Genomic DNA, 20288 nt, shown 5'->3' on the forward strand with positions numbered 1-20288 from the left:
GATGTTTCACGTGAAACCGATCGACCCGCGTCTTCTCCGGTACGCCCGAGCCACCCGGCTCTTCCTGATCACCGTGGTGGGCCTCGGGCTGGCCGGCTCGGCGCTGGTCATCGCCCAGGCGATGCTGATCGCCGAGGTCGTGGTGGGCGCGTTCCAGCGCGGACTCTCCACCTCCTCGCTCGCGACGCCGCTGGCGCTGCTGGCGGCAGTGGCCCTCGGCCGGGGGGCCGTGTCCTGGCTGACGGAACTGGCCGCGCACCGGGCGAGTGCCGCGGTCAAGTCGGAGCTGCGCGGGCGGTTGCTGCAGCGGGCCGCCGAACTGGGCCCGGGGTGGCTCGGCGGGCACGGGGTCTCCCCTGTCCGCGGAGCTGTGGGCGGGACCGGATCGCTTGTCGCGCTCGCCACGCGAGGCATTGACGCGCTGGACGACTATTTCTCGCGCTATCTGCCGCAGCTGGGGCTGGCGGTTGTGGTGCCGGTCGCCGTGCTGGTGCGGATCGTGACCGAGGACTGGGTCTCGGCCGCGGTCATCGTGGTCACGCTGCCGCTGATTCCGGTGTTCATGGTGCTGATCGGCTGGGCGACACAGGCCCGGATGGACCGTCAGTGGCGGCTGCTGTCCCGGCTGTCGGGTCACTTCCTGGATGTGGTCGCAGGCCTGCCGACCCTGAAGGTGTTCGGACGGGCCAAGGCGCAGGCGGAGTCGATCCGGGCCATCACCACCCAGTACCGGCAGGCGACCCTGCGCACCCTGCGGATCGCGTTCCTCTCCTCGTTCGCCCTGGAGCTGCTCTCCACGCTGTCGGTGGCGCTGGTGGCGGTCGGTATCGGCATGCGGCTGGTTCATGGCGAGCTGGATCTGTACACGGGGCTGGTGATCCTCATCCTGGCGCCGGAGGCATACCTGCCGATCCGCCAGGTCGGGGCGCAGTACCACGCCGCGGCGGAGGGTCTGTCCGCCGCGGAGGACATCTTCGAGGTGCTGGCCGCCGAGCCGGCACCGGCCGGTACGCGACCGGTGCCGGACACACTCCGGCTGGAGCTCGACGCGGTGACCGTGCGGCATGCGGGGCGCAGTGAGGTCTCGCTCGATGCGGCCTGCCTGGTGGTGGAGCCCGGCGAGACGGTCGCGCTGATCGGGGAGAGTGGGTCCGGGAAGTCGACGCTGCTGAATGTGCTGCTGGGCTTTGTCCAACCGGCCGGCGGCCGGGTGCGGATCGGCGGCACGGACCTGGCCGACCTCGATCCCGGACGGTGGCGGGAGCAGATCGCGTGGGTGCCCCAGCGGCCGCATCTCTTCGCCGGGACGATCGCGGAGAACGTCCGCCTGGCGCGGCCGGACGCGGACGACGCGGCGGTGTACGCGGCGCTGCGGGACGCGGGCGCGTACGACTTCGTGGCCGCCCTCCCCCTGGGTGCGGACACGTGGCTCGGGGAGGACGGTGCGGGGCTCTCGGCAGGACAGCGGCAACGGCTCGCGCTGGCCCGGGCGTTCCTCGCGGACCGGCCGATCCTTCTGCTCGACGAGCCCACGGCGGCGCTCGACGGAGAGACGGAGGCGGGCATCGTCGAGGCGGTGGGGCGGCTGGCCCGCGGGCGCACGGTGCTGCTGGTCGTGCACCGGCCGGCGCTGCTCGCAGTGGCGGACCGGGTGGTCACGCTCACCCGTCGCCCGCCTGCGTCCTCAGGAACGCGCCCGGCCAGCGGAGCGCCCGAGGCAACGGGCCCGCGGCCCGGGCCGGAAGGGATGCCGTCGGCGCCCGCCCACAGGTCGGAGTCACACACGGTCCAGTCCCGCACGGCGGTTGCGCGCTCGCCGCTCGCGCGGGTGCGGGCGGCCGCCGGAGAGGTGCGCGGCCGGCTCGCCCTTGCGCTGGCACTGGGCAGTCTCGCGCTCGGATCAGCAGTGGGGCTGATGGCGGTCTCTGGCTGGCTGATCTCCCGCGCCGCCGAACAGCCGCCTGTGCTCTATCTGATGGTGGCCGTGACGGCGACCCGGGCCTTCGGTATCGGGCGGGCGGTCTTCCGGTACGCGGAGCGGCTCGTGTCGCACGACGCCGTACTGCGGATGCTCGCCGATATGCGGGTTTCGGTCTACCGCCGGCTGGAGCGGATCGCGCCCGCCGGACTGCGCCGCACGCGGCGCGGGGATCTGCTGACGCGTCTTGTCGCCGATGTGGACGCCCTTCAGGACTACTGGCTGCGCTGGCTGCTGCCCGCGGGGACCGCTGCTGTCGTCGGGGCGGTCTCCGTCGGTTTCACGGCGTGGCTGCTGCCCGAGGCCGGGGCGGTCCTCGCCGCCGGCCTGCTCGCCGCAGGGGTCGGCGTACCGCTGATCGGCGGGGCGTTCGCGCGACAGGCCGAGAACCGGCTGGCACCCGCGCGGGGGACGCTGGCGATCCGTATCGTCGACCTGCTCGGCGGGGCGGCCGAGTTGACGGTCGCCGGAGCGCTGAAGCGCCGGCTCGAGAGGGCACGTGAGGCGGACGGGCGGCTGACCCGTATCGCGGCGAGGGGTGCGGCCGCGACGGCGCTCGGCTCCGGGCTGTCCGCCCTGGTGTGCGGGCTGACCGTGGTGGCTGCCGCGTTCGTCGGGGTGCAGGCCGTACGGGAGGGGCGGCTCGACGGGGTCAGCCTGGCGGTCGTCGTGCTGACGCCGCTTGCCGCGTTCGAGGCCGTCGCCGGACTGCCGCTCGCCGTGCAGTACCGCCGGCGGGTCAGGCGAAGCGCCGAGCGGGTGTACGAGGTGCTGGATGCGCCCGTGCCGGTGCACGAGCCGCAGCACCCGGCCGCCGCCCCCGGCACGGCGTTCCCGCTGACCCTGAGCGGGATCTGTGCCCGTTACCCCGGCCAGGAGCGGAACGCGCTCGACGGGGTCGATCTCACCCTGACGCCCGGGAAGCGGATCGCGGTGGTCGGATCGTCCGGATCGGGAAAGACGACGCTTGCTCAGCTGATGCTGCGGTTCCTCGACGCCCGCTCGGGGAGCTACACGATCGGCGGAGCGGACGCCGCGGCACTGGACGGTGACGCGGTGCGCCGTTTCGTGGGGCTGTGCGCACAGGATGCCCACCTCTTCGACAGCTCCCTGCGGGAGAACCTGCGGCTCGCCCGCACCGGAGCCTCGGAGGAGGAGCTGCGCCGGGCACTTGCCGACGCCCGGCTGCTGGAGTGGGTCGACGCGCTGCCCGACGGGCTGGACAGCCTGGTCGGCGAGCACGGGGCGCATCTGTCCGGTGGCCAGCGCCAGCGGCTGGCCCTCGCGCGCGCACTGCTGGCCCGCTTCCCGGTACTGGTGCTCGACGAGCCGGCCGAGCATCTCGACCTGGCCACGGCCGATGCGCTCACCGCCGATCTGCTGGCGGCGAGCGAGGAGCGCTCTGCCGAGGGCGTGGCGACCGTGCTGATCACCCACCGGCTCCGCGGCCTGGAAGCCGTCGACGAGATCGTGGTCATGGAGGAGGGGCGGTGCGTGCAGCGCGGCCCCTACGAGGAGCTCGCCGGAGCCGACGGGCCGCTTCTGCGGATGCTGGAACGGGAGAGGGCCGCGGACCTGCTCAGCACCCGAGTCTCCGCCTGAAGCGGGGGCGGTCACCACCGCCCTCCTCTCCGGCGGCGACGCGGAGGACGCGCTGTCCGTCGTTGCCGAGCAGGCTCGCAGGCTCGACGATTCGACCGCGGACATTGTGCTGCTGCCCGCCGGCGGTTGTCGGCCCCACTGCCGGCGGGCGAGGCGGGCGCATGGCCGGCGAGTTCGCCGGCAGGAACCTCGTCGCGGCGCTGCGCGAAGCGCCGGCCGACGTCTCCCGGGATGCGCACGAGTCCCGGATCGTCGGCGGCGATGCCATCGTGAACTCCCGGACGGCACCGACGGCGTACGCCTGACCGTGGGTGGACGACGGAGTCGGCATCCCGCAGGGCGGCAGGCGCAGCGGACAACGCAGCCTGGGGCCGCCGGGCCGTGTCGTTGGGCGGCCGCGGCCCGGCAGCGGGAACGACGGCGCTGTGGTGGGCCCCGCTGCAGGCGCCACGGGTGTCGTACTGGACCGAGCCGTGGCGGCCACTGGGCCAGGTGGCCGTACGACACCGCAGCGGTCCCGGAATTCACACCGGCTCCGGGTGACGATCCGTTGATGCGCTATAGACACCGCGACCGGCTGCTGCTCATCCCGGTGCTGCTGTGCGCGCTCCTCGGTACGGCAGCACCCACCGCCGCCGCGTCCGACGGACCGCAACCGCCCACCAGCATCACCGTGGCGCGGCTGTACGCAGAGGCGGCCAAGGCCACCGAGCGGTACGAGCAGGGCAGGCGCGCGGCCGAGGCTCAGCGCGCCACGGCCGAGGAGCTCCAGGAGCGGCTGTCACGGCGGCGGCACGCGCTCGGCACTCTCCACGACGCCATCGGCGGCATCGCCCGCGAGCAGTACCGCACCGGCAGCCCGCTCGTGCAGGCTGCGGCGCTGCTCCTCGCCGACAGCCCTGAAGAGCTGCTGCGGGCACGTCGGGTGGCACGGCAGGCGGAGACGGCGGTCAACCGGCTGCTGCGCCGGGCGAAGCAGGCCGAACAGCGTGTGGCGGTGGCGGAAGGCAAGGCCCGGGCCGCCTGGCGCGACCTCGACCGGCGCAGCGCCGAGCTGGCCAAGATCAAGGGTGGCATCGAGAGCAAGCTGGAGACCGCTCAGTGGCAGCTGCAGGGGGAGGCGAATCGCAGCGCTGCCGCGGGCGCCTGCGCGGGTGCCGTCCGGCTGGAGCAGCCCGGAGGTGTACCGCGGGGGCTCAAGTGGGTGACGCCGGTGGCGAAGTACTCCCTGTCCGCCGGGTTCGACAGCACGGGGGACCACTGGGCCCGGCGGCACACCGGACAGGACTTCGCGGTGGGCATCGGCGCGCCGGTGCGCTCGGTCGGATCCGGCCGGGTGGTGTCGGTCATCTGCGGCGGCGGCTTCGGTATCGAGATCGTGGTCCAGCACCCGGACGGCTACTACTCGCAGTACGCCCATCTGGCATCCGTCACCGTCGACCAGGGCGAGCAGGTGCGTGCCGGGCAGTGGATCGGCCAGGCGGGCACCACTGGTAACTCGACGGGGCCGCACCTGCACTTCGAGGCGCGGCTCACGCCGTATCTGGGATCCGCTGTGGATCCGGTGGAGTGGCTGCGCGAGCGCGGGGTGTACATCTGAGCCCGCGCCCGCGGATCAGGCGGGTCGGCGCTGCCGCTCGGCCCGGCGGGCGAGGATCTGCTCGATGACCACGGCGACACCGTCCTCGTTGTTGTCGACCGTCCGCCCGGAGGCTGCGGCGATCACATCCGGGTGGGCATTGCCCATGGCGTACGAAGTCCCCGCCCAGGTCAGCATCTCCACATCGTTGGGCATGTCCCCGAACGCCACGACCTCGTCGGCGGAGATCCCTCGCTGCGCACAGCACAGTGCGAGCGTGCTCGCCTTGCTCACACCCAGTCCGCTGACCTCCAGCAGCGCAGTCGGGCTTGAGCGGGTGAAGGAGGCGAGCTCCCCGGCGGCGGTACGGGCGAGGGTGAGAAAGCCGTCGGGCGTCAGTTCGGGATGCTGGGCGAGCAGTTTGAGCACCGGGGCTCCCTGGCCGGGCCGCTCCTCGCTGAGCAGTTTCTCCGCGGGGGCGACGGTGGCGCCCGGGTCGAGGTGGAACGGCGGGTAGTGCGGCTCGTAGTGGATGCCGGTGGTCAGTTCGACCGCGAACGAGGTGCCGGGGGCGGCGTCGCGCAGGGTGCGTACGATCTCCAGGGCGGTCTCCCGCGGCAGGTCACGGACCTGAAGCAGTTCTCCTCCCGCGTGCAGATCCACGACCGCCGCGCCGTTCGCGCAGATGGCGAGGCCGTGGCCATGGACATGGCCGCTGACCACATCCATCCAGCGGGCGGGCCGGCCGGTGACGAAGAAGACCTCGAGGCCGGCCTCCTCCGCGGCGGCGAGAGCGGCGATGGTCCGGTCCGACACGGACTTGTCGTCGCGCAGCAGGGTGCCGTCCAGGTCGGTGGCGATCAGCCGGGGGCCGGCGGGCAGGGGGCGGGTATCGGTAGCTGAGGTCACTGATCCATTCTCCCGTACCGTGCCGCACGTGCGTGCGGCTGTCTGCACATCTGAGTGGGAAGGGCATGGTCGCGGGGGACGTACGCTCGATGACATGCGTTTGAGTACCGTGATCCTTCCTGTCCGCGCCTGGCACCAAGGCGGCCGCGATGAGTGGCTGCGTGCCGAGCAGCTCGGTTTCCACACCGCGTACACGTATGACCACCTGTCGTGGCGGACCTTCCGTGACGGGCCCTGGTACGGCGCGGTGCCGACGCTGACCGCTGCGGCGGCCGTCACCGAGCGGCTGCGGCTGGGCACCCTGGTCACCTCGCCGAACTTCCGGCACCCGGTGACCCTGGCCAAGGATCTGATCTCGCTCGACGACATCTCGGGCGGGCGGATCACGCTCGGCATCGGCGCCGGCGGTACGGGCTTCGACGCGACGGCCATGGGCCAGGAGGCCTGGACGCCGCGCGAGCGGGCCGACCGCTTCGCCGAGTTCGTGCCGATGCTCGACCGGCTGTTGACCGAATCCTCCGTGACCTGCGAAGGCACCTTCTACTCGGCCGTCGAGGCACGCAACATCCCCGGCTGCGTGCAGCGGCCCCGGCTGCCGTTCGCCGTTGCCGCGACCGGTCCGCGCGGGCTGAAGCTCGCGGCCGGGCACGGTCAGGCGTGGGTGACCACGGGTGATCCGAAGCTGTTCGAGACCGGCACTCCCGAGCAGTCCCGTCAGGCTGTCCGCGACCAGATGGACAAGCTCGGCAAGGCCTGCGCCGACATCGGCCGGGACGCGTCCGAGATGGACAAGATCCTGCTCACCGGATTCACTCCGGACCGCGGCCGGCCGCTGGAGTCACTGGAAGCCTTCGTCGACTTCGCGGGCAGGCACTTCGAGCTGGGCATCACCGAGATCGTCGTGCACGCGCCCATCCCCGACTCGGACTTCGCCTCTGACCAGGCGGTCTTCGAACAGATCGCGACCGAGGCCCTGGCCCGGCTGGGCGGCTGAGGGGACGCCGTCGCGCCGCCTGACGGCCCTGGGCCTGGTCAAGGCGGGGGCCGTTGGTGGCTGCTCCTCGTGCGGGGTTCCGTGGGGCCTCGTGGCCCGTCGCTACGACGTCGGGAAGCTGATGTACTGGGGCGGGACGGCGGAGGTGAGCCAGACCCCGTTGGCGCTCACCTGGAAGACATGGCCTGCCCGGTGCATCGCGCCCGACCGTACGGACAGGACGACCGGCCGGCCACGGCGGGCCCCGACCCGGGTCGCGGTCTCGCGGTCGGGTGACAGGTGCACGACGTGGCGGTTCATGGGGCGCAGGCCCTCGGCGCGGATCGCGTCCAGGCTGCGGGGGCCGGTGCCGTGGTACAGGTACTCGGGCGGTTCCGCCTGGGGCAGGTCCAGCTCGACCTCGACGGTGTGGCCCTGATTGGCTCGGATGCGGGCGCCGTCGATGGTGAAGCGCCGCTTGTCGTTGACGGCGACCACATGGTCGAGCTCGGCGCGGGTGAAGGGGAAGCCGTGCCGGGCGGCCGCATGCATCAGCTCGTCTATCGGCACCCAGCCGTTCGTATCGAGGGTGATGCCGATCCGGTCCGGTTGATGGCGCAGATGCTTCGAGAGGTACTTCGACACCTTGACGGTCCGCCGCTCGTCGGGCGTGGTATCGGGTCTTGCGTTCATTCCGCCAGAGTGCCCGGCTGGCATCGCCGGCGCCACCGCAATAAATCCCGGTTCGCAGAAAAAGTTGGCTCTCAGGTTTGATCCACAGCCAACTGGAGTTATCCACAGGGGAATTGGCGAATCTGTGGACAACGAGCCTGTGGTTCATGGCTTTTGGTCAAATGACTCCGCAGCTGCCCGGGTTGAGGTGAGGGAGTCCAACGTCCGGGCGTGGAGCTCCCGTTCGGTCGCCGCGGCGATGAACGCGGCGGCGTTCTGTTCGCCGACAAGAGCCTGGACGGACTGCATTGTCCGAGCGGGAAGCGTCACCGGACGGGCCTCCGCGGCGACCGCCGGCTGCCCCTTCGCACCCAAGTGGTGTTGCAGGTGACGGGTGGCGAAGGTCCGCATGGCCCGGGCAAGTTCGGCGTCCACCGTCTGTTGTGCGAGCGGACGGAGCCGCCGGACCAGAGCCGCAGCTTCCGCCGCATCCGCGTCCGTGGGCGGCCTGTGCTCCAGATAGCGCGCGAAGACATGCTCGGTGGTGAACTCCAGGAAACGCGCGGCGATGTGCTCGACCTGGCCGCGAAGTTCGCGCAGGTGTCCGGAGATTGCCGGCAGAGGGACACCCGCCGCATACAACTCGGCAGCCACCGAGAGCTCTTGTAGGCTCGGAACGAGGAACTCGTCGCTCCGCCCGGGGATGCGCTCCAGCACTCCGAGTTCCACCGCCTCGGCCAGTGCGTCCTCGTCCGGAGCCCCGCCGAACCTCGCGTCCAGCTCGGCGCGGGAGATGCGGCTCGGCTCCTCGTCGGTCCACGGACCCTGCACCTCGGCCACGAGTCCGAGCACCCCGCCGAGCCCGCGCCCCGCGTCCCAGGCCTCCAGCAGCTCCTTGATCGAGGCCAGGGTGTAGCCGCGGTCGAGGAGATCGGCGATCTGCCGCAGCCGGGTGAGGTGGGCGGAGCCGTACACGTTGGAACGGCCGCGCCGCTCAGGCCTGGGCAGCAGTCCACGGTCCTGGTAGGCGCGGATCGTCCGGACCGTGGCACCGCTGCGATGCGCGAGATCCTCGATCCGGTACTCGACGACCGACTGCCCCGACGGCCCGGCCCCCTCGCCCGCGGACAGTCCCGCTCCCTCTCCTGCGGGCCGCCCCCGGCTCACAGCCGTGGCTCCACCCGGGCGATCGCCCGCAGCGCCTTCGGCGCGAACCGTGACAGGAAGTGCACTGTCCTCGCCTCGGGTGTCACCGGCACGACGGCCCGGTTGTGCACGACCGCCCGCAGGATCGCGTCGGCGACCTTCTCCGGCGGGTAGTTGCGCAGCCCGTACAGCCGGGTGGACCGCTGCTGCCGGCGCTTCTCCTCGGTCTCGTCCGCACCCGCGAAGCGCGTCGTGGCGGTGATGTTGGTGTTCACGATGCCGGGGCATATGGCGGAGACACCGATGCCCCGGCCTGCCAGCTCGGCGCGCAGACACTCGCTGAGCATCAGCACCGCCGCCTTGGAGGTGCTGTACGCGGGCAGCATCCGGGAGGGCTGGAACGCCGCCGCGGAGGCGGTGTTGACGATGTGGCCGCCCTGCCCGCGCTCGGCCATCTGCCTGCCGAACAGCCGGCAGCCATGGATGACGCCCCACAGATTGACGTCCAGGACCTTCTTCCAGTCCTCGGAGCCGGTGTCGAGGAACGAGCCCGACACCCCGATCCCTGCGTTGTTGACCAGTACGTCCACCACGCCGTGCTCGGCGGCGACCTTCTCGGCGAGTTTCTCCATCGCCTGCTCGTCGCTGACGTCCACCTGCTCCGCCCACGCCCCGGGCGCGCCGATCAGCCGGCACATCTCCGCTGTGCGCGCGGCGCCCTCCCCGTCCCGGTCGACGACCACGACGCGCGCACCCGCCTCGGCGAACGCGAACGCGGTGGCCCGCCCGATCCCGCTGGCCGCTCCCGTCACCAGGACGAGCTGCCCGCCGAACCGCTCGGCGTGGGCCCCCCGGGGCACGGACGACGGCGCGGCCGTCCCGGCCGGCCTGCCCTCGTGCGCCGTGACGAACTCGCCGATCCACGCCGCCAGCTGGTCCGGCCGGGTGCGCGGCACCCAGTGCTTGGCCGGCAGCGTGCGCCGCGTCAGCCGTGGGACCCAGGTGTCCAGGTCGTCGTAGAGCCGCTCGGAAAGGAAGGCATCCCCGGTCGGTGTGATCAGCTGGACCGGCACATGCGCATACGCGTCCGTGCGCGGCCGCCGCAGCCGCGCCCGGACATTGTCCCGGTAGAGCCAGGCCCCGTGCGCGGCGTCCTGGGGCAGCGAGGCCGTGGGGTAGTCACCGGACGGCACCTTCTCCACGCGTTGCAGGATCTTCGGCCAGCGCTTGCCCAGCGGCCCTCGCCAGGCGAGCTCGGGCAGCACCGGGGTGTGCAGCATGTACACGTACCAGGACTTGGCGCCCTGGCCGAGGAGCTGGCCCACCCTGCGGGGCGTCGGCCGGGACATCCGCTGCTTGATCCAGTGCCCGAAGTGATCGAGGGACGGCCCGGACATCGAGGTGAAGGAGGCGATCCGGCCCTCGGTGCGCTCGACGGTGACGAACTCCCACGACTGCACCGACCCCCAGTCGTGGCCGACCAGATGCACCGGCCGGTCGGGGCTCACCGCATCGGCGACCGCCAGGAAGTCGTCCGTCAGCTTCTCCAGGGTGAAGCCGCCGCGCAGCGGGAGGGGCACGGTGGAGCGGCCGTGCCCCCTGACGTCGTACAGCACCACATGGAAACGGTCGGCCAGCCTGGCCGCGACCTGTGACCAGACCTCTTTGCTGTCCGGATAGCCGTGCACCAGCAGCACGGTCGGCCGGCTCTCGTCGCCCAGCTCGGCCACGCACAGGTCGATCCCGCCCGTACGCACCCAGCGCTCGCGCGCCCCCTTGAGACTCACGCCGACCTCTCCTCCGCCCAGCGCCGCACATGCGGCAGATCATCGTCCAGCCAGAACGCACTCTGCTCCGGATCCCTGGAGTCGGTGACCACCAGGAGCTCCTCGAACTTCGCGCCCGTTCCCCGGAAACCGAGGTGCGGCTCGACCGCCCACAGCCCGGGCCGGGGCGGGTGGTCGGAGAATCTGTACGGACTCCACAGCGGCGACCAGCCCTCGCGGTGGCCGTGCAGTGCGTCGGAGGCCAGCCCCTTGAGCGACTGCGTACCGAACCCGAAGAGCCGCGGGGACCAGCGGCGCTCCCTGACCCGGTCGACCTTGTGGGCGATGACCCCGAACGGGTAGGCGCGATGCCGGTTGGCGTACCCCTGGCGGACCATGAGCCGGTCCACGTCCTCGTAGATCGCGCGCAGCGAGCGCCGCTCCCGTACCTCGCGCAGGATCAGCTCGCGGTGCGCCTCGAGGTCGGCGAGCAGCTTGTCGTGCAGAGGGCTCGGGCCCAGACAGCCCGAGTAGCCGATGTCCGCGGTGAAGCCGTTGTGGACCGGGGCCATGTCGAGGATGAACGGCATGCCCGCCTCAAGAACCCTGTTGGTCGGGAAGAACTGGAGCGGCACCCGGAAGCCGGTGAAGGCCGTGCGGTCCCCGAACCAGGCGAACGGCAGATGGAACCAGTCCCGCACACCGCGCTCGCGCAGCCACTCGCGCTGCATCCGTGCCGCCTCGCGCTCCGTCACGCCGGGCTTGAGCTGCGCCGCGACCGCCTCCGCACAGGCGTAGGCGAGGCGCTGGACTTCCCTGAACCCCCGTAGTTCCGCGGTCAGTTCCCTTGCCACTGCTGGGGTCATGCCACTCCGTCCCATGAGTGGTACCTGTGCGTAATGTGCCACTGATGAATGTGACAATGCCCGGCGGCTGCGTCAAGAGGTGTGCATGTACCCCCTGAGTCCACGGTGTACTTCGGTCGCAGAGCCCTTACGGGTCCGTACCTCTGGAGTCGGACACCGACCGGGCCCCTGGGCTGACGCCACGTGTGCCGTACGCCACTACCTTCGAAGCGTGACTGTGATCGCGACCGAAAGCCTGAGCAAGCGGTTCCCGAGGGTGACCGCGCTTGACCGGCTCTCGTTGGACATCGGCCCCGGTGTGACCGGCCTGGTGGGCGCCAACGGAGCCGGCAAGTCCACGTTGATCAAGATCCTGCTGGGTCTGTCCCCCGCCACGGAAGGCCGCGCCGCGGTACTCGGGCTCGATGTCGCGACCAGCGGCGCCGAGATCCGTGAGCGTGTCGGCTACATGCCGGAGCACGACTGCCTGCCGCCCGATGTGTCGGCCACCGAGTTCGTCGTCCATATGGCGCGCATGTCGGGGCTTCCCGCTACGGCCGCCCGTGAGCGCACCGCGGACACCCTGCGCCATGTCGGGCTGTACGAGGAACGGTACCGGCCCATCGGCGGCTACTCGACCGGTATGAAACAGCGCGTCAAGCTGGCGCAGGCCCTGGTCCACGACCCGCAGCTGGTCCTGCTCGACGAGCCGACCAACGGACTCGACCCGGTCGGCCGCGACGAGATGCTCGGCCTGATCCGCCGGGTCCACACCGACTTCGGTATCTCGGTCCTGGTCACCTCGCACCTGCTCGGCGAGCTCGAGCGCACCTGTGACCATGTCGTCGTCATCGACGGCGGCACTCTGCTGCGCTCCAGCTCCACCAGCGACTTCACCCAGATCACCACGACCCTCGCGGTCGAGGTCACCGACTCCGACACGCACCCCGACGGCACGGCGGCGCTGCGCGAGGCCCTCGTCGCGGCGGACGTGACCCTGCACGCCGGCCAGGAGGACGGGCTGCCCGGCGCGGGCCACATCCTGCTGCTGGAGGCGACCGGCGAGGAGACGTACGACATCGTCCGCGACACCGTGGCCGGCCTCGGTCTCGGTCTGGTGCGGATGGAACAGCGCCGCCACCACATCGCGGAGGTCTTCCGCCCGCAGGCCGCGGCCCAGCCCATGGAGGTGCCGGCTCGATGAGCACGCAGACCCCCGAGACGACACGCATCCACAACATCGGGTACCGCAACTACGACGGAGCACGCCTCGGCCGCGCCTACGCGCGCCGCTCGCTCTACTCGCAGTCGCTGCGGGGCGCCTACGGACTGGGCCGCAGCGCCAAGTCCAAGGTGCTGCCGATGATCCTTTTCGCCGTGATGTGCGTCCCCGCGGCGATCATCGTGGCGGTCGCCGTCAGCACGAAGCTCAAGGACCTGCCGATCGAGTACACCTCGTACGCGATCTACCTCCAGGCGGTCATCGGGCTGTTCCTGGCCGCCCAGGCCCCGCAATCGGTCTCGCGCGACCTGCGCTTCAAGACCGTTCCGCTCTACTTCTCGCGGCCCATCGAGCGCACGGACTACGTCCTTGCCAAGTACTGCGCGATGTCCTCGGCACTCTTCGTCCTCACGGCCGCGCCGCTGCTCGTCCTCTACATCGGGTCGCTGCTGGCGAAGATGGACTTCGCCGACCAGACCAAGGGCTTCGCACAAGGGCTGGTGTCCGTGGCTCTCCTCTCGGTCCTCTTCGGCGGGCTCGGTCTGGTGATGGCCGCGCTCACCCCCCGCCGCGGGTTCGGTGTGGCCGCCGTCATCGCGACCCTCACCATCAGCTACGGCGCGGTCTCCACCATCCAGGCGATCGCGTTCGAGACCGGAGCCACGGACGCCGTCCAGTGGTTCGGCCTCTTCTCGCCGATCACTCTGATCGACGGCGTACAGACCGCGTTCCTCGGCGCGTCCTCCGCCTTCCCCGGCGGCAGCGCCGTGGCCCCCGGCGCGGGCGTCGGAGCGCTGTACCTCGCTGTCGCCCTCGCGCTGATCGCCGGCTCGTACGCCGTCCTCATGCGCCGCTACCGGAAGGTCGGGCTGTGACCACCATCCACATCGAGCACACCTCGCGCTGGTTCGGCAACGTGGTGGCCGTCAACGACGTCACGATGACCGTCGGCCCGGGTGTCACCGGCCTGCTCGGCCCGAACGGCGCGGGCAAGTCCACGCTCATCAACATGATGGCCGGATTCCTCGCGCCCTCGACCGGCACCGTCACCCTCGACAGTCAGCAGATCTGGCGCAACGAACAGATCTACCAGCACATCGGCATCGTCCCCGAGCGCGAGGCGATGTACGACTTCCTCACCGGGCGCGAATTCGTCGTCGCCAACGCCGAGTTGCACGGCCTGGGCAAGGCCGAGGCGCAGAAGGCGCTGGCCACGGTGGAGATGGAGTACGCCCAGGACCGCAAGATCGCCACGTACAGCAAGGGCATGCGCCAGCGCGTGAAGATGGCGTCGGCGCTGGTCCACGAGCCGTCCGTACTGCTCCTCGACGAGCCGTTCAACGGCATGGACCCGCGCCAGCGCATGCAGCTGATGGATCTGCTGCGACGCATGGGCGCCGAGGGCCGTACGGTCCTGTTCTCCTCCCACATCCTGGAGGAGGTCGAGCAACTGGCCTCCCACATCGAGGTGATCGTCGCCGGGCGCCACGCGGCGAGTGGCGACTTCCGCCGGATCCGCCGGCTGATGACGGACCGCCCGCACCGCTATCTCGTACGGTCCTCCGACGACCGCGCGCTCGCCGCGGCGCTGATCGCCGACCCGTCCACGGCCGGCATCGAAGTGGACCTCGCCGAGGGCGCGTTGCGCATCCAGGCCGTGGACTTCGGCCGGTTCACCGAGCTGCTGCCGCGCGTCGCGCGCGAGCACTCCATCCGGCTGCTGACGGTCTCACCGTCCGACGAGTCCCTCGAATCCGTTTTCTCCTACCTCGTAGCGGCCTGAGCGGCCTGAAAGGAGCTGTCAGCGATGTACGACCCCACAGTCGCCCGGCTCACCTACCGGGCGCTGCTCGGCCGTCGCCGGGCCGCGATCCTGTTCGTGCTGCCGGCACTCCTGCTGGTCATCGCGGGCGCGGTGCGCGCGTTCAACGGTGTCGACGACCAGGTGGCCGCCGATGTGCTCGGCGGGTTCGCGCTCGCCACCATGGTGCCGCTGATCGGTGTGATCGCCGGTACGGGCGCGATCGGACCGGAGATCGACGACGGCTCGATCGTCTATCTGCTGGCCAAGCCCGTGAAGCGGCCGACGATCATCGTCACCAAGCTGACCGTGGCCATCGCCGTGACCATGGCGTTCTCGGCGCTCCCCACCTTCATCGCGGGGTTCGTCCTCAACGGCAACGGCCAGCAGGTGGCGGTGGCCTACACGGTCGCGGCGCTGGTCGCCTCGATCGCGTACAGCGCGCTGTTCCTGCTGCTGGGCACGGTCAGCCGCCATGCGGTGGTCATCGGGCTGGTCTACGCCCTGGTGTGGGAGTCCCTCTTCGGCAGCCTGGTCGCCGGGGCGCGCACGCTGAGCGTCCAGCAGTGGGCGCTGTCGGTCGCCGAGAAGGTCGCGGGCGGGGACATGGTCAGCTCGGACGTCGGCCTGCCGGTGGCATCGGTGCTGCTGGCCGTGGTGACGGTCGCGGCGACGTGGTACGCGGGCCAGAAGCTGCGGGTGCTGAAGCTCGCCGGCGAGGAGTAGGCGGCGAGTCGTCCCGCCTGGATCGCGGTGTCGGCCCCTGCCCTCTGAGGGCAGGGGCCGACGCGTATCGCGTAACTGTACGTTTATCGGCTCGTTGTCCATCGTGCGTGGAGGCAATGGGAGTAAGTGGCGTCGAGCGTTCGTGAAGTCGGGGATTGCCGGTGCCGGGGCGACAGGAAAGATGTCCGGGCCGGTCATTGAGCAGAGAGCACCGTGAGCCGATCTCCACCCCTGTGCCCGGGGAGAGGGCCGTCCAGTATCGGTTCACGAACGGAAGGCATCTCCATGCCAACGGAAGTCGCCCTGCTCGAGTCGAGGGCAATGCGCGTCGAGCACGCGGGTCGGGTCGAGGCACTCGACAAGGTGAAGGCGCTTGTCATGCTCCCGGACGGTGTGCACGTCTCCACAGAGGGGGTCGCGCGCTACTTCGAAGTATCCACAGACGTCATCAGGCAGGTGACCTCAAGGCACCGCGAGGAGCTCACGCAGAACGGAATGGCGGTCCTGCGCGGTTCTGAACTGCGTGAATATCAGAGTGACAACATGTCACTCTCATCCGAGGGTGACGGGAGTTATCCACAGCGCCGCTCCAGCCTGACTCTCTTCACGCGTCGCGCGGTGCTCAACATCGCCATGCTTCTTCGCGACAGCGACATCGCCCGGTGCGTGCGCACCTACCTGCTCGACGCGGAGGAGGTGTGGCGCGAGGGCTACGCATCGCTCGACCGGCGCGTCACCAACGTCGAGAACTGTCTCGCCGGCGTCGGTACGGCGCTCCAGGAGCTCGGGCCGGTGCTGAACCGGATGTCGCAGCGGCTCGACAGTCTCGATCAGCGGCTGGACGCCACCAACCGGGTCGTCGGAGCGATGAGCAACCGGCTGTGCGAACTGTCCGGCGACATGAGCCGGATGGACGCCAGGATGGACGACTTCGCCCGTCAGCTGAGGAGTCTGCGACGCCGTAGGCGTCGCTGACGACGGAAATTCAGTGGCGGGGAACTCCCTGCCGCGGGACAGTGGTTGAGCCGGTGCAGCACATCAGTGCGACCGGCTCGACGACCGGGAGAGGAGAGCGACGATGACTCAGGATTCGAGTCCGAGTCCGTCGAGCTCCCGTCGGGGCGCCATCAGGCAGGCCATGGAGTAGTCATCACACTCCGTACGGCCGCCGGAGCGGCTGCCCAGGGGGCGGCCGCTTCGAGCGCGCGTCTGCGCGGGCCGCCCCCTCCCGGAGGATTGGCCGAGTGGTAAGGCAGCGACCTGCTAAGTCGTCGTCGGGGCACACCGAACCCCGCGCGCGTTCGATCCGCGCATCCTCCGCCTGGCCCTTAGAAGTACCTCCCATGCCCGAAGGGCTATGGGGGAAGGCTGGGGTCCCCTGCCCCGGTCGGCCTGTCAGGCGCGACCACGCCCGACGGTTTCAGCCGCCTGCCAGCAGGTGTTCCAGGACCAGCGCGATGCCGTCGTGCTCGTTCGACGCCGTGATCTCGTGGGCCACGGCCTTCAGTTCGTCGTGGGCATTGGCCATGGCCACCCCGTGGGCCGCCCAGCCGAACATGGGGATGTCGTTCGGCATGTCCCCGAACGCGATCGTGTCCGCAGCGCGCAGGCCCAGTCGTCGCGCCGCGAGCGAGAGACCGGTCGCCTTGCTGAGCCCCAGCGGCAGGACCTCCACGATCCCGGGGCCGGCCACCACGATGTCGACGAGGCTTCCGACGATCCGCCGGGCGGTCTGCGCCAGCGCGTCGTCGTCGAGGTCGGTGTGCTGGATGTAGAGCTTGGTGAGCGGCGCCGCCCACAGTTCGGACGGGTCCTTGTACGGCAGATAGGGGAGCGGGCCTTCCTGTACCCGGTACCCCGGTCCTATCAGCACGTCGCCGTGCAGGCCGTCCCGGCTCGCGGCCACCGCGAGCGGCCCGATCTCCGCCTCGATCTTGGCGAGCGCCAGCCCGGCCAGCTGCCGGTCCAGCGTCAGCGAGGTCAGCAGCCGGTGCTCGCCCGCGTGATAGACCTGCGCGCCCTGCCCGCACACCGCGATCCCGTCGTACCCCAGGTCGTCCAGGATGTGCCGGGTCCAGGGCACGCCCCGACCGGTGACGACGATGTGCGCGGCGCCCGCCGCGGTGACCGCGGCGAGCGCGTCGCGTGTGCGCCGGGAGATCGTCTCGTCGTCACGCAGCAGTGTGCCGTCGAGATCGGTCGCGACAAGCCTGTACGGGAAGGGGCCGGGGCTCACTTGGAGATCGGCTCCAGGATCTCTCGTCCCCCGAGATACGGGCGCAGCGCCTCGGGCACCCGCACCGAACCGTCGGCGAGCTGGTGGTTCTCGAGCAGGGCCACGATCGTGCGCGGCACCGCGCAGAGAGTGCCGTTCAGCGTCGCCAGCGGCTGCACCTTCTTCCCCTCGCGCATACGGACCGACAGACGTCGCGCCTGGAAGCCGTCGCAGTTCGAGGCTGAGGTCAGCTCGCGGTACTTGCCCTGGGTCGGGATCCACGCCTCGCAGTCGTACTTGCGCGAGGCGGATGCGCCCAGGTCGCCGGTGGCGACATCGATCACCTGGAAGGGCAGCTCGAGGCTGGTCAGCCACTGCTTCTCCCAGTCCAGGAGGCGCTTGTGCTCGGCCTCGGCGTCCTCGGGGGCGACATACGAGAACATCTCGACCTTGTCGAACTGGTGCACCCGGAAGATGCCGCGTGTGTCCTTGCCGTACGTGCCGGCCTCGCGGCGGAAGCACGGCGAGAAGCCGGCGTACCGCAGCGGGAGCTTGTCGGCGTCGATGATCTCGTCCATGTGGTACGCGGCGAGCGGGACCTCGGACGTGCCGACCAGGTAGTAGTCGTCCTTCTCCAGGTGGTACACGTTCTCCGCGGCCTGGCCGAGGAAGCCGGTGCCCTCCATGGCGCGCGGGCGGACCAGCGCCGGGGTCAGCATCGGGATGAAGCCGGCCTCGGTGGCCTGCGCGATCGCCGCGTTGACGAGCGCGAGTTCGAGCAGCGCGCCGACACCCGTCAGGTAGTAGAAGCGCGAGCCCGAGACCTTCGCGCCGCGTTCGACGTCGATGGCGCCCAGCGCCTCGCCGAGCTCCAGGTGGTCCCTGGGCTCGAAGCCCTCGGCACCGAAGTCGCGGACGGTGCCGTGCGTCTCCAGGACGACGAAGTCCTCCTCGCCGCCGACCGGGACGTCCGGGTGGACCACGTTGCCCAGCCGGAGCAGCAGCCGGCGGGTCTCCTCGTCGGCCTCGTTCTGCTCGGCGTCGGCGGCCTTGACGTCGGTCTTCAGCTGCTCGGCCTTCTTCAGCAGCTCGGCGCGCTCTTCCGGCGAGGCCTTCGGGATGAGCTTGCCGAGCGACTTCTGCTCGGAGCGGAGTTCGTCGAAGCGGACGCCGGACGACCTGCGCCGCTCATCGGCGGAGAGCAGCGCGTCGACCAGGTCGACGTCCTCTCCACGGGCGCGCTGGGAGGCGCGAACACGGTCGGGGTCCTCACGAAGCAGGCGAAGGTCAATCACCCCACCAGGCTACCGGTGCCGACTCGGGCCACCCCACCCGATATCGCGTTGCGTGTCGCTTTGCCCGAATTGCCGGAATTGGAAAACTGGGCGGGCAATTCGCCCGGTGATCACCGGGGTGGGCCGCCCATTCGCCGGAATGGGGCATGCGGCGCACATCTGTGTTGATTCAATCAAGATCCACAGCCCTTCTGCGGGGCGGGACTTGGCGGGCCTTGTCCACAGGGTTGCGCCGCTTCGCAAAGTTATCCACAGCCTGTGTGAGGGATCTGTGGATTGTGGAAGTGATCATTCCAAAAGCCGTATGGATCGCGAAGGATTCCCAGCCCAAACCCGCCTGACAGGCTCATTCGGGTGGGAATTCCTCACCTCAAAGGGTTGATCAATGGAATTGAGGTGACAGTGGCCGACGGTGGGCGGCCTGGGTCGCTGTGGACGGAAGTGGGGCCACTGGGACGATTTGTCGACCATGCGGCATTGTGTTGTCGACTTGTCCCCAGGTCGAGAAGCGCGCCTGTGGACAAGTCCTGTGGATAACGAAAATCTGCAGGTAGGACCGGCTCGGCTCAGCCTCAGGCCCGGCCGTCCTGGCAGCGCGCCAGCCAGTCCGACGCGGCCGTGAATTCTGCGTCCGATGTCCCGGACCGCAGCGGCCGTACATCCGCCACCGCGACCCCGGCCCGCGGATACGAACCGAGGAAGCGCACCTTCGGGCAGATCCGCTTCAGCCCCATCAGCGCCTCGCCCACCCGCCGGTCCGAGATGTGTCCCTCGGCGTCGACCGCGAAGCAGTAATTGCCGATGCCCGCGCCCGTCGGCCGGGACTGGATCAGCATCAGGTTCACGCCGCGTACGGCGAACTCCTGGAGCAGCTCCAGCAGCGCACCCGGGTGATCGTCGCCCAGCCAGATCACCACGGACGTCTTGTCCGCGCCCGTGGGCGCCGCGGGCCGGGCCGGGCGCCCCACCAGGACGAAGCGGGTCTCCGCGTTCTCCGCGTCGTGGATCTCGGTGACCAGGGGTTCGAGCCCGTAGGTGGCCGCCGCGAACTCGCCGGCGAACGCGGCGTCGTAGCGGCCTTCCTGCACCAGCCGCGCACCGTCGGCGTTCGAGGCCGCCGACTCCCACAGCGCGTCCGGCAGATTCGCCGCCAGCCAGTTGCGCACCTGCGGCTGCGCCACCGGATGGCCGGTCACCGTCTTCACCTGGGAGAGCGTGGTGCCGGGGCGCACCAGCAGGGCGAACGCGATCGGCAGCAGCACCTCGCGGTAGATCATCAGCGGCTCGCCCGACGCCAGCTCGTCGAGGGTGGCGGTCACGCCGCCCTCCACGGAGTTCTCGATCGGTACGAGGGCCGCGGCGGCCTCACCGGCCCTCACGGCATCGAGCGCCGCGGGTACGGAGACCATCGGGACGAGCTCGCGGGTGGCGGCTTCCGGGAGAGTGCGCAGGGCGGCTTCGGTGAAGGTGCCCTCTGGACCGAGATAGGTGAAGCGCGTGGCCGACATACCGTCACCCTAATGGGCCGTGCGCATCCCCGATTCCTGCCGTCGGCTCAG

The 20288-nt window shown here is 70.5% G+C and carries 16 protein-coding genes, 1 tRNA gene and 1 pseudogene; 10 read left to right on the top strand and 8 right to left on the bottom strand.

What is annotated here, in order from left to right; all coding sequences use genetic code 11:
* Nucleotide 1: 1 nt before the first annotated feature.
* From cydD to OHS70_RS18530, 3 genes and pseudogenes are all read left to right on the top strand, one after another.
* Complete coding sequence (gene cydD / locus OHS70_RS18520; protein WP_328398904.1) at nucleotides 2–3580, top strand: thiol reductant ABC exporter subunit CydD; 3579 nt, start codon at nucleotides 2–4, stop codon at nucleotides 3578–3580.
* A 161-nt stretch (nucleotides 3581–3741) separates the two neighbouring features.
* Nucleotides 3742–4021, top strand: a pseudogene (locus tag OHS70_RS39075) (histidine kinase); the annotation flags it as partial.
* 112 nt (nucleotides 4022–4133) lie between these two features.
* Nucleotides 4134–5180: a M23 family metallopeptidase gene (locus tag OHS70_RS18530; protein WP_328398908.1), complete on the top strand. Its 1047-nt coding sequence runs from the start codon at nucleotides 4134–4136 to the stop codon at nucleotides 5178–5180.
* Between the two features lie 15 nt (nucleotides 5181–5195).
* Here the strand turns inward: OHS70_RS18530 and OHS70_RS18535 are convergent, their stop codons facing one another.
* Complete coding sequence (locus OHS70_RS18535) at nucleotides 5196–6068, bottom strand: HAD family hydrolase (protein WP_328398910.1); 873 nt, start codon at nucleotides 6066–6068, stop codon at nucleotides 5196–5198.
* 94 nt (nucleotides 6069–6162) lie between these two features.
* On the opposite strand from OHS70_RS18535, the gene OHS70_RS18540 reads away from it, so the two are divergent.
* Nucleotides 6163–7062: an LLM class flavin-dependent oxidoreductase gene (locus OHS70_RS18540; protein ID WP_328398912.1), complete on the top strand. Its 900-nt coding sequence runs from the start codon at nucleotides 6163–6165 to the stop codon at nucleotides 7060–7062.
* Nucleotides 7063–7164: 102 nt separating this feature from the next.
* On the opposite strand, the gene OHS70_RS18545 is transcribed toward OHS70_RS18540, so the two are convergent.
* The 4 genes from OHS70_RS18545 to OHS70_RS18560 all read right to left on the bottom strand — a co-directional run bounded on the left by OHS70_RS18545 (nucleotide 7165) and on the right by OHS70_RS18560 (nucleotide 11491).
* Nucleotides 7165–7734: an RNA 2'-phosphotransferase gene (locus OHS70_RS18545; RefSeq protein WP_328398914.1), complete on the bottom strand. Its 570-nt coding sequence runs from the start codon at nucleotides 7732–7734 to the stop codon at nucleotides 7165–7167.
* A gap of 144 nt (nucleotides 7735–7878) precedes the next feature.
* Nucleotides 7879–8844: a MerR family transcriptional regulator gene (locus OHS70_RS18550; protein WP_328405732.1), complete on the bottom strand. Its 966-nt coding sequence runs from the start codon at nucleotides 8842–8844 to the stop codon at nucleotides 7879–7881.
* 32 nt (nucleotides 8845–8876) lie between these two features.
* Nucleotides 8877–10646, bottom strand: a complete 1770-nt coding sequence (locus tag OHS70_RS18555) for an SDR family oxidoreductase (RefSeq protein ID WP_328398915.1) — start codon at nucleotides 10644–10646, stop codon at nucleotides 8877–8879.
* Nucleotides 10643–11491: a M24 family metallopeptidase gene (locus OHS70_RS18560; protein WP_328398916.1), complete on the bottom strand. Its 849-nt coding sequence runs from the start codon at nucleotides 11489–11491 to the stop codon at nucleotides 10643–10645. The genes OHS70_RS18555 and OHS70_RS18560 overlap by 4 nt, the downstream gene beginning before the upstream one ends.
* Nucleotides 11492–11708: 217 nt before the next feature.
* Here OHS70_RS18560 and OHS70_RS18565 point away from each other — a divergent pair, with 217 nt between their 5' ends.
* The 6 genes from OHS70_RS18565 (at nucleotide 11709) to OHS70_RS18590 (ending at nucleotide 16539) form a co-directional block, all read left to right on the top strand.
* Complete coding sequence (locus tag OHS70_RS18565) at nucleotides 11709–12674, top strand: ABC transporter ATP-binding protein (RefSeq protein WP_328405734.1); 966 nt, start codon at nucleotides 11709–11711, stop codon at nucleotides 12672–12674.
* Nucleotides 12671–13567 (top strand): ABC transporter permease, encoded by an 897-nt coding sequence (locus OHS70_RS18570; RefSeq protein ID WP_328398917.1) that lies wholly within the window; start codon nucleotides 12671–12673, stop codon nucleotides 13565–13567. Before OHS70_RS18565 ends, OHS70_RS18570 begins: the two co-directional genes overlap by 4 nt.
* Nucleotides 13564–14475: an ABC transporter ATP-binding protein gene (locus OHS70_RS18575; RefSeq protein ID WP_328398918.1), complete on the top strand. Its 912-nt coding sequence runs from the start codon at nucleotides 13564–13566 to the stop codon at nucleotides 14473–14475. The genes OHS70_RS18570 and OHS70_RS18575 overlap by 4 nt, the downstream gene beginning before the upstream one ends.
* 24 nt (nucleotides 14476–14499) lie before the next feature.
* Nucleotides 14500–15219, top strand: coding sequence for an ABC transporter permease (locus OHS70_RS18580; protein WP_328398919.1), 720 nt, complete (start codon nucleotides 14500–14502; stop codon nucleotides 15217–15219).
* A gap of 285 nt (nucleotides 15220–15504) precedes the next feature.
* Entirely contained in the window at nucleotides 15505–16194 is a 690-nt protein-coding gene (locus tag OHS70_RS18585; RefSeq protein ID WP_328398920.1) for a hypothetical protein, read from the top strand.
* Nucleotides 16195–16449: 255 nt separating this feature from the next.
* A tRNA-Ser gene (locus OHS70_RS18590) sits at nucleotides 16450–16539 on the top strand.
* 100 nt (nucleotides 16540–16639) lie between these two features.
* Here OHS70_RS18590 and OHS70_RS18595 read toward each other — a convergent pair.
* The 3 genes from OHS70_RS18595 to pheA all read right to left on the bottom strand — a co-directional run bounded on the left by OHS70_RS18595 (nucleotide 16640) and on the right by pheA (nucleotide 20237).
* Nucleotides 16640–17455 carry an HAD family hydrolase gene (locus OHS70_RS18595; protein WP_328398921.1) on the bottom strand — a complete coding sequence of 272 codons (816 nt, stop codon included), beginning with the start codon at nucleotides 17453–17455 and terminating at the stop codon, nucleotides 16640–16642.
* On the bottom strand, nucleotides 17452–18729 hold the full coding sequence (serS, locus tag OHS70_RS18600; protein WP_328398922.1) for a serine--tRNA ligase: 1278 nt from the start codon (nucleotides 18727–18729) through the stop codon (nucleotides 17452–17454). The genes OHS70_RS18595 and serS overlap by 4 nt, the downstream gene beginning before the upstream one ends.
* A 572-nt stretch (nucleotides 18730–19301) precedes the next feature.
* Entirely contained in the window at nucleotides 19302–20237 is a 936-nt protein-coding gene (gene pheA, locus OHS70_RS18605; protein WP_328398923.1) for a prephenate dehydratase, read from the bottom strand.
* Nucleotides 20238–20288: the final 51 nt, after the last annotated feature.

This window comes from Streptomyces sp. NBC_00390 (assembly GCF_036057275.1).
Lineage (GTDB): Bacteria > Actinomycetota > Actinomycetes > Streptomycetales > Streptomycetaceae > Streptomyces.